The 12,065-nt window shown below is 33.3% G+C and carries 9 protein-coding genes; 5 read left to right on the plus strand and 4 right to left on the minus strand.

Going from position 1 to position 12,065, the window contains the following annotated elements; all coding sequences use genetic code 11:
• Positions 1-14: 14 nt before the first annotated feature.
• The 4 genes from GBO31_RS01045 to recA all read right to left on the minus strand — a co-directional run bounded on the left by GBO31_RS01045 (position 15) and on the right by recA (position 3,896).
• On the minus strand, positions 15-1,685 hold the full coding sequence (locus GBO31_RS01045) for a hypothetical protein (protein ID WP_219006441.1): 1,671 nt from the start codon (positions 1,683-1,685) through the stop codon (positions 15-17).
• Positions 1,686-1,687: 2 nt separating this feature from the next.
• Positions 1,688-2,233 (minus strand): RNA polymerase sigma factor, encoded by a 546-nt coding sequence (locus GBO31_RS01050; RefSeq protein ID WP_219006442.1) that lies wholly within the window; start codon positions 2,231-2,233, stop codon positions 1,688-1,690.
• A gap of 38 nt (positions 2,234-2,271) precedes the next feature.
• Positions 2,272-2,694, minus strand: a complete 423-nt coding sequence (locus GBO31_RS01055) for a hypothetical protein (protein ID WP_219006443.1) — start codon at positions 2,692-2,694, stop codon at positions 2,272-2,274.
• Positions 2,695-2,882: 188 nt separating this feature from the next.
• On the minus strand, positions 2,883-3,896 hold the full coding sequence (gene recA / locus GBO31_RS01060; protein WP_219006444.1) for a recombinase RecA: 1,014 nt from the start codon (positions 3,894-3,896) through the stop codon (positions 2,883-2,885).
• Between the two features lie 489 nt (positions 3,897-4,385).
• On the opposite strand from recA, the gene GBO31_RS01065 reads away from it, so the two are divergent.
• The 5 genes from GBO31_RS01065 (at position 4,386) to GBO31_RS01085 (ending at position 12,016) form a co-directional block, all read left to right on the plus strand.
• Positions 4,386-5,417 carry a rhodanese-related sulfurtransferase gene (locus tag GBO31_RS01065; RefSeq protein WP_219006445.1) on the plus strand — a complete coding sequence of 344 codons (1,032 nt, stop codon included), beginning with the start codon at positions 4,386-4,388 and terminating at the stop codon, positions 5,415-5,417.
• A gap of 146 nt (positions 5,418-5,563) precedes the next feature.
• On the plus strand, positions 5,564-6,856 hold the full coding sequence (locus GBO31_RS01070) for a PSP1 domain-containing protein (protein ID WP_219006446.1): 1,293 nt from the start codon (positions 5,564-5,566) through the stop codon (positions 6,854-6,856).
• Complete coding sequence (locus GBO31_RS01075) at positions 6,843-7,337, plus strand: gliding motility lipoprotein GldH (RefSeq protein ID WP_219006447.1); 495 nt, start codon at positions 6,843-6,845, stop codon at positions 7,335-7,337. Before GBO31_RS01070 ends, GBO31_RS01075 begins: the two co-directional genes overlap by 14 nt.
• Before the next feature lies 1 nt (position 7,338).
• Positions 7,339-9,669 carry a penicillin-binding protein 1A gene (locus GBO31_RS01080; protein ID WP_219006448.1) on the plus strand — a complete coding sequence of 777 codons (2,331 nt, stop codon included), beginning with the start codon at positions 7,339-7,341 and terminating at the stop codon, positions 9,667-9,669.
• Between the two features lie 22 nt (positions 9,670-9,691).
• Positions 9,692-12,016 (plus strand): transglycosylase domain-containing protein, encoded by a 2,325-nt coding sequence (locus GBO31_RS01085; RefSeq protein ID WP_219006449.1) that lies wholly within the window; start codon positions 9,692-9,694, stop codon positions 12,014-12,016.
• Positions 12,017-12,065: the final 49 nt, after the last annotated feature.

The following is a 12,065-nucleotide window of genomic DNA, read 5'->3' on the forward strand; positions in this document are numbered from 1 at the left end:
TCTTTTTCATTGTTCTAAAACCTAAAACTTACTCCAGTATATACACCAAAATAATAAGGTCTAAAATTTTCGGCGCTATCTCTAAAGCCATTAAATTGATATTTAAAGATAGGCTCCATATTGATCTTAAATTGATCTGATAATTTATAATCAAATCCTATACCAAAATTACCACTGAAGCTAACATYATTGACAGTTTGTTCTCTGGAAACATTTTCATTTCTAAAGCTTCCAGCTATAATGGACACTTCATCACTTTCTAAAAACAATGTACTCACTCCTCCAATCATATGTATTCCAATTTTGGAATCTGTAAGTGCATATTTGAGTTCCAATGGAACTTCTATATATCCAATACTATGATTAAGAAGTCCTGGATTTTGCGAGGTAACTAAAATTTCAGTGTTAATATCTCCTGGAGGAGGTGCTAATGAAGAAGGACCACCTTGGTAATCAGAAACAACAATACTTTGAGTATTTCCGACACCATTTACATCTCTTGCAATAGATGCAATACCAAACCCTACATCTTCAGTATTGTAACCTACATCAACCTTACTCACACCTGATCTTACAATTAATTTTTTATTTATTGCATAAGCAACTTGTATTCCATAACTAAGATTTACTTCTCCTTGTTTGGTATTATCCGAAAATTGAGGGTCAATAGAAGAACCACCAAAAGAGTCATAATATACCGGAGCTACATTTGGAGAGATATTCCATCTTTTGCCACTCTTAGAGTCATTCGTAACAACTGCTTTTTCTTCTTTTTCCTTAATAGCATCAAAAATGGATTTTTTTCCTGTACTGCTATCTGAGTTTATGATACTGTCAGCATCTTTAGTGTTTTTTGATTGACTATTATTATCTACAACTGCTTCAATACTGTTTTTTTCAGTGTTGGTAGGATCAACAAAATAAGGATTCAAATTTTCATTTGAATTTGACTCTTGCTTCTCATTATTTTTTAGAACCTCTTGCTCTGCGATTGCTTCAGTAGTGTTATTTTTAGGTGTAGTACGAATATCTTGTTTAACTATTTCTGAATTCTTATTTCGACTAACATTCGCAATATCAGTTGATACGGATTGCTCACTTTTAGTGATAGCATTATTATTTATATCATTAGTATTTGAATTGTCTGAGTTTTGTTTTTGATTAGTAATAGATGTAATTGCTGTGTTATTTTTGTCTGCCGTATTAGTGGAAGATTTTTTGAAATTTGTCAAGACTGGATTCTTACGATCTTTAGAAATTGGTGATTGTTCATTATTAGAATCCGAAACAGTATTATCTGTTATTGCTTCCTTATTTATAATTTCATTCTTTGGTACTTCATTGATCGTATTAGATTCTTGGTTTACAATACCTTCATTTGATCCTTTAGTATCGATATTTTCTGTTTCAGTTGCTCTCGAATTATCATCGATTAAATTTTCGTCAGTAACTACGATAGTATCTTTCTGAGAAGTATCTTGCCATAAAAAAGTTCCTACTGATAGTATAACAGCCACCAATGCCGCTACTCCTGCAACACGATACCAGAATGGTAGGATCAATACACGTTTACGGTCATCATCTTTTCGGGCTTTGATTTTTTCCCAAACAGCATCATTAGGAGCAACTTCAAAATCTTTGAATTTCTCCTGAAATAATCTATCTATATTTTTTTTGTCATCCATTTTCATCCTTCAATTGATTGAACACGATGTTCTTGGTTGCTTTCTATTTTTTCTTTTAAAATGTTTCTTGCTCTCGCTAAATTAGATTTGGATGTCCCAGTAGAGATTTCTAGCATTTGGGCTATCTCTTTATGAGAATAACCATCTAATACATACAAATTAAATACTAATCTGTACCTATCCGGTAATTGCTGAATGATCTCTAGCAAATAATCTAAAGAAACATTGTCCTCATCTATTTCTACTTCGACATCTTCTATCTGTTCTTCACCAATAATTTCGAATACTTTTTGTTTTCGATATTTTTGTAAAGCGGTATTTATAGTAATCCGTTTAATCCATCCTTCAAAAGAACCTTTTCCATTATATTGTTCTATTTTATCAAAAATTGTAATAAAAGCATCTTGCAAAGTATCTTCAGCATTCGTATAACTATTAGAGTATTTTAAACATATAGAAAATAACTTACTGCTGTATAATCTATACAGCTGCTCTTGTGCCTTTGCATCTTGTTTTTTACACTTTTTTATGAGTTGCTCTAAACTCACTAACAATTTGTTTGAATTAATAGAATTTACAGGAAATACTAATCCACAACTGGGATTTCCCGTACTAAAAATTGATTTTCTCCTTGTGCGTCTCTTCCTTGCCAAAATCTGAAAACATATGAGTTTTCAAACCCAACCAAAAAATTAATTGAAGCATCGATTAAATCCGTTTCGGCAAGATCTTCGCATTCACGATCATTTACCAATACGTTTACTACCGATACTGTACGTTCATTAGATACTCTATCATAGTCAAAACCACTGAATGAATGGCAATCTGAGGGTCTAAAATAGGAAACAGTTATTTCATAAGTTTGTCCTCTTGTAAACTGTTCAGGAATATCTATTTGTTCTATAGGTACTAATTCATAAGAAAAACTAATACCTGAGTCATCATCCGACAAACAGCTTGATAAACAAGATGTTAAGATGATTAGTGCTATTATTTTTATCCTTTTCATACAACTAACTTTGGGGTTACACATACCAAATTCTACACTGTAGATGTCTAGTTATTAATAAGGTTGCGTTTAAAGTATAAAAAAATAACGGATGTTTTAGGTTTTAGTACACTAATAGTAGTAATTTGAGATAAGGAATAAAAAAATCCCGAAAACTCGGGATTTTTAGTATTTATCTAAGCTAGTTTTTATTCGTTAACAATCTTAATAGCTTCTTTTATTTTTTCTTCCAGCTCTTCCATAAGTTCTGGATTATCATTTAATAATGATTTAACAGAATCTCTTCCTTGACCAAGTTTTGTGTCCTGATAGCTAAACCAAGATCCACTCTTTTTTACGATTTCATAATCAACACCTATATCGATGATTTCACCAGTCTTAGAAATTCCTGTTCCATACATAATATCAAACTCGGCTGTTCTAAATGGTGGAGCTACTTTATTTTTAACAACTTTTACACGTGTCTTATTTCCTTTTACCTCGCTATTACTATCTTTAATTTGCGTTGATCTACGAATATCTAAACGTACAGAGGCATAAAACTTAAGAGCGTTTCCACCCGTTGTAGTTTCAGGATTTCCAAACATAACACCTATCTTCTCACGAAGTTGATTGATAAAGATAACCGTACAGTTGGTTTTGCTAATAGAACTAGTTAATTTTCTAAGTGCTTGAGACATTAATCGAGCATGAAGCCCCATCTTTGAATCTCCCATTTCTCCTTCGATTTCACTTTTTGGAGTTAAGGCAGCAACAGAGTCAATTACAATGATGTCGATTGCTCCTGATCGAATTAGATTATCTGCAATTTCTAAGGCTTGTTCACCATGATCAGGTTGTGAGATAATTAAGTTGTCAATATCTACACCTAATTTTTCTGCATAAAACCTATCAAAAGCATGTTCTGCATCTATAAAAGCGGCAATACCTCCGGATTTTTGCGCTTGTGCTATTGCATGTAATGTTAATGTGGTTTTACCAGAAGATTCTGGACCAAAAATTTCTATAACTCTTCCTCTGGGATATCCTCCAACACCAAGCGCTAAATCCAAGCCTAGAGATCCCGTTGGGATAACTTCTACTTCCTGAATTGCATCATCTCCCATTTTCATTACGGTACCTTTACCGTAAGCCTTATCTAGTTTGTCTAAAGTAAGTTTTAACGCTTTTAATTTTGCATCTTTTTCTTTTTCAGTACTCATGCGCTGACTCTCTTTTGTAATTGATTTCTGCTAAAATACTATAAGTTTTTCGCATAACGCTTTCAAAAGTTATACTTGAAGCACTAATTTATTAACAATGATTTTGAGGTCTTTAATGTTGTTTGAAATTTTTTTAATCATTGAACGCAACCTTTTCTTTAATAGTGTATCTACATAGAAAGCAATACTAGAACAATTGTATGAAAAGAAGATGTAGATGAAGTTTCTTAAAAGAGTCGTAAGACATAACCTTTATGGGCATATAACTACTAAGATTAGTAGTTGTATCGTAGAAGGTGGCTAGCTTCTTTATTTGATTTTAATCGTTAAGATGAAGTATTTTTCAAATAACGAATTAGCCAAAAAATGCCTTGAAGTGGTTTTCAAGGCATTTTTTTTATCCCAAAACCATACTCTTGCATATTATATAAGGATTTGTACTTTTGCAAAAAAGTAAATTATTTCTCTAACTTAAAAAATTAGTATAGCATGCAACTGTACAATAAATTAAGTGCAAAAGAGAGAGCAGCTCTTATTGATGAGGCCGGTACAGATCGCCTTACGCTTTCTTTTTATAAATATGCACATATCGGTAATACTGAAATCTTCAGAAATCACTTGTTTGTCAATTGGAACGAATTGGATGTATTAGGTCGAATCTATGTAGCCAATGAAGGAATTAATGGACAGCTATCGGTTCCTGCTCCTAACTTTAATGCCTTCAAAAAACATCTGGATAGTATTTCTTTTTTAGAAAATGTACGATTAAATATAGCCAGAGAACAAGATGTAAAGTCATTTTTAAAGCTTAAGGTAAAAGTTCGTAAAAAAATTGTAGCAGATGGATTAAATGATGACACTTTTGATGTTACCAATAAAGGTGTACACGTTGATGCTGAAAAATTTAACGAATTAATAGAGGATCCAGATACCGTCTTGGTAGATATGCGTAATCATTATGAAAGTGAAATTGGACATTTTCAAGGAGCTATTACTCCAGATGTGGACACTTTTAGAGACTCATTAGATATTATAGAAGAAGATTTAAAAGAACACAAAGAGGATAAAAATCTGGTCATGTATTGTACTGGAGGTATTCGATGTGAAAAAGCAAGTGCCTATTATAAGCACAAAGGATTTAAAAAAGTATTTCAATTAGAAGGTGGTATTATAGAATATGCTCGGCAGGTAGAAGAAAAAGGACTGGAAAATAAATACTTAGGAAAAAACTTTGTTTTTGATCACAGAAGATCAGAAAGAATATCTGATGACATTATCTCGAATTGTCATCAATGTGGAAAACCATGTGATACCCATGTAAATTGTGCCAATGAGGCTTGTCACCTATTGTTTATTCAATGTCCAGAATGTGCTGCAAAAATGGATAATTGTTGTTCTGTGGAATGTCAGGAAATTAACAGCTTACCGTATGAAGAGCAAAAAGCACTTCGAAAGGGAAAAGGAAATAGCAATAAGATATTTAAGAAAGGACGTTCCGAAGTATTAAAATTTAAGCAGTAATACTAAAATGATTTATATACTATGGATTTAGAAGAAATCATAGTATCTTTATCGATTAAGTAAATATAGGATTTTTATAAATCCAATCTAAGTAAGAACCATATTTGTCGTGCTCGTCGCGAACAAATTTCAATATATAAAAGTATATGGGGTGTAGTAGTTGTTCCTCAGGGAAAGACGGACAGCCAAAAGGATGTAAGAATAATGGTACCTGTGGTACGGATGGTTGCAATAAGCTAACTGTTTTTGATTGGTTGTCTAATATGTCACTTCCTGGTGGCGTAGCTCCTTTTCATTGTGTAGAAGTTCGTTTTAAGAACGGAAGAAAAAGCTTCTTTAAAAATACCGAAAATCTATCGTTAAGTATTGGTGATATTGTGGCCACAGAGGCTTCTCCTGGTCATGATGTTGGAATTATATCTCTTACTGGAGAGTTGGTGAGGATACAAATGAAAAAGAAAAAGGTAGATGTAGACAGTGAAGACGTAAAAAAAGTATACCGTAAAGCTTCTCAAAAGGATATAGATATTTGGCAAAAAGCCCGTGATCGTGAAAAAGGTATTCAAGTTAGATCTAGAGAAATTGCAATTCGTTTGAAATTGCAAATGAAAATTTCTGATATTGAATTTCAAGGAGACGGGTCTAAATGTACTTTTTATTATACCGCGGAGGAACGTGTTGATTTTAGACAGTTGATCAAAGAATTTGCCCAAGAATTCAGTACCAGAATCGAAATGAGACAGATTGGATTTCGTCAGGAAGCTGCTCGTTTAGGAGGTATTGGGTCTTGTGGTCGCGAATTGTGTTGCTCTACCTGGCTTACGGATTTTAGATCTGTAAATACAAGTGCTGCCAGATACCAGCAATTATCTTTGAATCCTCAAAAACTAGCAGGTCAATGTGGAAAACTTAAATGTTGTCTTAATTATGAGTTAGATGCATACATTGATGCACTTAAGGAGTTTCCAAAAACTGAAGTAAAATTACAAACAGAAAAGGGTACTGCTGTATGTCAAAAAATAGATATTTTTAAAGGATATTTATGGTATGCTTATGAAGGAGAATGGATGAATTGGCACAAGATTTCTGCTGATCATGCAAATGAAATTATTGAAGCTAATAAGAAAAATGAAAAAGTATTAGGTCTTGAAGAATTCGCTTCTGAGCTGTTAGAAGATACTAAAGCCGATTTTGAGAACGTTGTAGGACAAGACAGTTTAACTCGTTTTGATCAACCTAAGAGAAGTAAAAGGAGAAGAAATAAGAACAGAAATAGAAATAAGAAAAAGGTGGCAGTGGAGCAAAATTCAAAATCAAATCCACCGAAGCCTAAAGAAACTGCTTCAAATAAGAACAATAAAAGTTCAAATAAAAAAAAGAATAATCAACGTAATAGAAAACGTAAACCACAGCAACGAAAGAATAATGATAAATCTTAGAGTTATTATATTACTTTTTTTATGTGCAGGTATATATTCTTGTGATGATGAAAGGGTTTTTGATGAATATAGATCGGTTTCTTATTCTTGGGATAAAGAAGAAAAAGTTACCTTTAATTTACCCGAATTAGACTCCTTAGAACAATATAATTTGTTTATTAATGTGCGAAATACCAATGATTATAAATTTAGCAATCTGTTTCTGATAAGCGAAATGGAGTTTCCAAATGGTAAAATTGTTACAGATACCTTGGAATACGAAATGGCTAGACCAAATGGAGAATGGTTAGGTTCTGGTTTTTCAGATGTGAAAGAAAGTAAATTATGGTATAAAGAAAATGTAAGTTTTACAGAAAATGGAGTGTATAAAGTGACATTGCAACATGCCATGAGGAAAAATGGAGAGACGTTAGGCATCAATACACTTGAAGGAATTACAGATATAGGTTTTAGAATAGAATTTGCACAAAACCCTAGATAAAATGGCTAAAGCAACACCGAAGTCGACTAAGAAAAAGTCGGCACCACAAGAAATAAGCATATTGAAATATATAAAATGGTTTTGGATCACCTTTGCATCCGGAATATTTTTGGTAATTCTCGTATTTCTTTTTGCTAGTTGGGGATATTTTGGAGAAATGCCGGGTTTTGATGAATTGGAAAACCCTCAAAATGATCTAGCAACACAAATTATCTCTTCAGATGGTAAACAAATAGGAACTTTTTTTAAAGAAAACAGAACACCAGTTAGTTTTGAAGATTTATCACCAAAATTGGTAAATGCTCTTGTAGCTACGGAAGATGTGCGTTATTATGATCACTCAGGAATAGATGCTAGAGGTACCATAAGAGCTTTTGCTTTTTTAGGAAAAAAAGGAGGAGCAAGTACAATAACACAGCAATTAGCAAAACTTCTTTTTACCGGTACTAGATCACGTGGTTGGCAGAGATATACACAAAAAATAAAAGAATGGGTAATTGCTGCAAGATTAGAAAGACAGTATACTAAGGATGAGATCATGGCGATGTATCTTAATAAATACGATTTCCTTAATCAAGCTATCGGAATTAGCTCTGCTTGCCGAATTTACTTTAATAAAGCTCCAAAAGATCTGAAACAGGAAGAAGCTGCTGTTTTGGTGGGGATGCTAAAAAACTCTTCCTTATTTAATCCTTTGAGACGCCCTGAATTGGTGAAAGACAGACGTGATGTTGTGTTGTCTCAAATGGCAAAATATGAATATATTACTGAGAAAGAAAAAGATAGTTTACAAGAATTACCATTAAAATTAGACTATGCTCCAGAAGGACATTCTGATGGAATCGCAACGTATTTTAGAGAATATGTAAGAAGCTGGATGGGAAATTGGGTAAAGAAAAACCCAAAAGGTGAAGATGAAGAAGGAAATACAGAATATTATAACATCTATAGAGATGGACTTAGAATTAATGTAACAATTGATTCAAGAATGCAAAAGTATGCGGAAGAAGCTGTTCAGGAACATATGTCAAATCTTCAAAAAGAATTTGATAAGCAAGAAGAAAAAAATAAAACGGCTCCTTTTAGAGATCTTACAAAGCAAGAGGTAGCTGGTATTATCAAAAGAGCCATTAGAAGTTCGGCAAGAAGAAAGAAAATGTTATCTCAAAACAAAAGTGAGGAAGAGATCTTAAAATCTTTTGATGTTAAAACCGAAATGAAGATTTTTTCATGGAAAGGATATATAGATACAATTATGACTCCTAGAGATTCTATTTTGTATTATAAAAGTTTTCTAAGATCAGGAATGATGTCAATGGAACCGCAAACGGGTCAGGTGAAAGCTTGGGTTGGTGGAGTAGATATTAAGCATTTCCAGTATGATCATGTATATCAAGGAGCACGACAAGTAGGTTCTACATTTAAGCCATTTGTATATGCCACAGCCATAGATCAACTTAAATTATCTCCTTGCGACACCTTGCCAATGTCTCAAATTACCATACCAGCTGGCACGCATGGTGTAATGGAAGATTGGACGCCAAAAAATAGTGATGCGGAGTATACAGGATATCTAAGTTTGAAAGAAGCCTTGGCAAAATCTGTAAATACAATATCAGCACGATTAATGGATCGTATCGGTCCAGAGCCTATTGTAAGATTAGCGAAAAAATCTGGAGTTGAATCAGAAATTGTTGAAGTAGCATCTATCGCATTAGGTTCTGTTGATCTTAAATTATCCGAAATGGTAGGAGCTTATGGTACTTTTGCAAATGAAGGTATTTATAATAAACCAGTAATGATAACTAGCGTTGAAGATAAAAATGGTACTACATTATATCAATTTGAACCTGAAACGCGAGATGTGATTAGTAAAGAGGCAGCATATGTAACGCTAAACTTGTTAGAAGGAGTTACGCAATCTGGATCTGGAGCACGTCTTAGATCTGGACCATCCAATCGATATGATTATAAAAATGTAATTACAGGATATCCATATCAATTTACAAATCCAATAGCAGGTAAGACTGGTACAACACAGAATCAAAGTGATGGATGGTTTATGGGAATAGTACCAAATCTATGTACAGGAGTTTGGGTTGGCGCAGACGATCGGGCGACTCATTTTAATTCCACTAGATATGGACAAGGTGCTACAATGGCTTTACCAATATGGGCGCTTTATATGAGAAAGTGCTATGCTGATAAATCTTTGAATGTTTCTAAAGAGGCGTTTAAAAAACCAGATAATCTAACAATAGAAGTAGATTGTAAAGAGTTCAAAAAGACTATAAAGGTTGAAGATCCTATAGAAGACGAATTTGGTCTTTAGTAAAATATCCATTAAATAAAGAATGGAGAACAAAAGTTTAACAACAAAAGCGGAAAAAGGATCATATAGCTTTGACCCAAAGTTATATATCAAGTCTTTTTGGATTATCTATTGTTCTTTATTAGGAATTGGAGTTTTATTATTTTTTTTGGCTGGTTGGGGTAAACTTGGTAAAATGCCGACTTTTGAAGATCTGGAAAACCCTAAGAATGATTTAGCGGCACAAATAATTTCTTCGGATGGTGTGCAATTAGGGACTATTTTTAAACCTGATGAGAACCGGACACCAATTATATATGATGACTTACCACAGCATTTAGTAGATGCGCTTATTGCTACAGAAGACGTACGTTTTTATGAACATTCTGGAGTAGACGCCAGAGGAACACTAAGGGCATTTACCTCATTAGGCAGAAGAGGAGGAGCCAGTACAATTACGCAACAGTTGGCAAGATTACTTTTTATTGGTTTGAGATCTAAAAATATTGATAAGTATACTCAGAAAATTAGAGAATGGGTTATTGCTGCAAGATTAGAAAGACAATATACGAAAGATGAAATCATCGTAATGTATCTTAATAAATATGATTTTGCAAGACAAGCTATTGGGATTGGATCTGCATCAAGGATTTATTTTAATAAGAAACCTAAGGATTTAAATATCGAAGAAGCAGCTGTGCTTATAGGGATGTTAAAAAGTGCTACCTACTATCATCCAATATCTAGATCGAAAAGAGCTCTTAATAGAAGAAATACTGTATTATCTCAAATGGCTAAATATGGCTATATTAAAGATAAGGAAAAAGATAGCCTACAAAAGTTGCCTTTGAAATTACAATACACTCCAGAAGGATATTCTGAAGGGAGTGCTACGTATTTTAGAAATGTGGTAAAGAAAAAAGTACAAACCTGGATTAAAGAAAACCCAAAGGGAAAAGATAAAGAGGGCAATTTAGAGTTTCATGATATATATGAAGATGGGTTAAAAATTTATGTTACGGTTGATTCACGGATGCAAAGGTATGCTGAAGAAGCGGTAAAAGAGCATATGACGAATCTTCAAAAAGAATTTGACAGACAAGAGATACACAATAAAACTTCACCTTTTCGAGGAATTTCTTCTAAACAAATTAATAGCATCGTTAATAATGCAATTTGGAATTCTCCAAGGAGCAAGATAATGAAGAATAAAGGAATAGATAAAGACGAAATTCTTGCATCGTTTGATAAACCTACAAAAATGAAGGTTTTTTCTTGGAAAGGTACCATCGATACAATAATGACTCCAAGGGATTCTATTTTGTATTACAAACGCTTTTTACATACAGGATTGATGTCCATGAATCCACAAACAGGAGAAATTAAAGCTTGGGTAGGAGGAATTAATAATAAGTATTTTAAATACGATCATGTAAACCAAGGAGCGAGACAAGTCGGTTCTACTTTTAAGCCTTTCGTATATGCCGCTGCGATCGACCAATTGAATTATTCTCCTTGTTATAAAATACCAAGAGCTAAAATTACGATACCCGTTGGTAGGCATGGAGTTTCGGGAGAGGATTGGACTCCTACTAATACTGATAATAATTATGTAGGTTCAGTAACACTAAAAGAAGGATTAGCGGGATCAGTTAATACGGTTTCTGCGAGATTAATTGACAGAATCGGACCGGCACCTGTGATCAATTTAGTAAAAAAATTAGGTATTAAATCTGATTTGGATACTGTTGCTTCTATTGTTTTAGGAACTGAAACAATTAAACTTTCAGAGATGGTTGGGGCTTACAGTGTTTTTGCCAATGAGGGAATATATAGTGAACCATATATTATTTCGCATATCAGAGATAAGAATGGGGCTTTGCTCTACGAAAATATACCGAATAAAAAGGATGTTATTAATAAGAAATCTGCTTACCTAACCTTAAACTTAATGGAAGGAGTAACAGAAACAGGTTCTGGAAAACGATTACGTACCGAAGCATCCAATCAATATATTTATAAAAATGTGGTTACTGGACATCCTTATAAATTCGAAAATCCTATTGCAGGCAAGACAGGAACTACTCAAAATCAAAGTGATGGTTTATTTATGGGGATTGTTCCAAATTTATGTACTGGAGTTTGGGTAGGTGGAGATAACAGATCAACGCATTTTAAATCTACTGCTTATGGAAATGGAGCTACAATGGCATTACCTATTTGGGCACTTTACATGAAAAAATGTTATGGAGATCCAAATTTGGGCATATCTCAATCTGAATTTAAAAAACCAGAAAATCTTCAAGTTGAATTAGATTGTGAAAGCTATAAAAAAGAAGTTAAAGACGAAGATGAATTGCTTTTTTAAGCGCTAAAATCCTATCTCTTAAATATTTCCAAAACTATAAGTTTTCAAA

The sequence above is a fragment of the Aquimarina litoralis genome (assembly GCF_019295435.1).
Lineage (GTDB): Bacteria > Bacteroidota > Bacteroidia > Flavobacteriales > Flavobacteriaceae > Aquimarina > Aquimarina litoralis_A.

What these genes read in the sequence shown, in the direction of transcription:
- GBO31_RS01055 (WP_219006443.1), bottom strand. Translation starts at nt 2,694, where the DNA reads ATGAAAAGGATAAAAATAATAGCACTAATCATCTTAACATCTTGTTTA.
- recA (WP_219006444.1), bottom strand. Translation starts at nt 3,896, where the DNA reads ATGAGTACTGAAAAAGAAAAAGATGCAAAATTAAAAGCGTTAAAACTT.
- GBO31_RS01065 (WP_219006445.1), top strand. Translation starts at nt 4,386, where the DNA reads ATGCAACTGTACAATAAATTAAGTGCAAAAGAGAGAGCAGCTCTTATT.
- GBO31_RS01070 (WP_219006446.1), top strand. Translation starts at nt 5,564, where the DNA reads ATGGGGTGTAGTAGTTGTTCCTCAGGGAAAGACGGACAGCCAAAAGGA.
- GBO31_RS01075 (WP_219006447.1), top strand. Translation starts at nt 6,843, where the DNA reads ATGATAAATCTTAGAGTTATTATATTACTTTTTTTATGTGCAGGTATA.
- GBO31_RS01080 (WP_219006448.1), top strand. Translation starts at nt 7,339, where the DNA reads ATGGCTAAAGCAACACCGAAGTCGACTAAGAAAAAGTCGGCACCACAA.
- GBO31_RS01085 (WP_219006449.1), top strand. Translation starts at nt 9,692, where the DNA reads ATGGAGAACAAAAGTTTAACAACAAAAGCGGAAAAAGGATCATATAGC.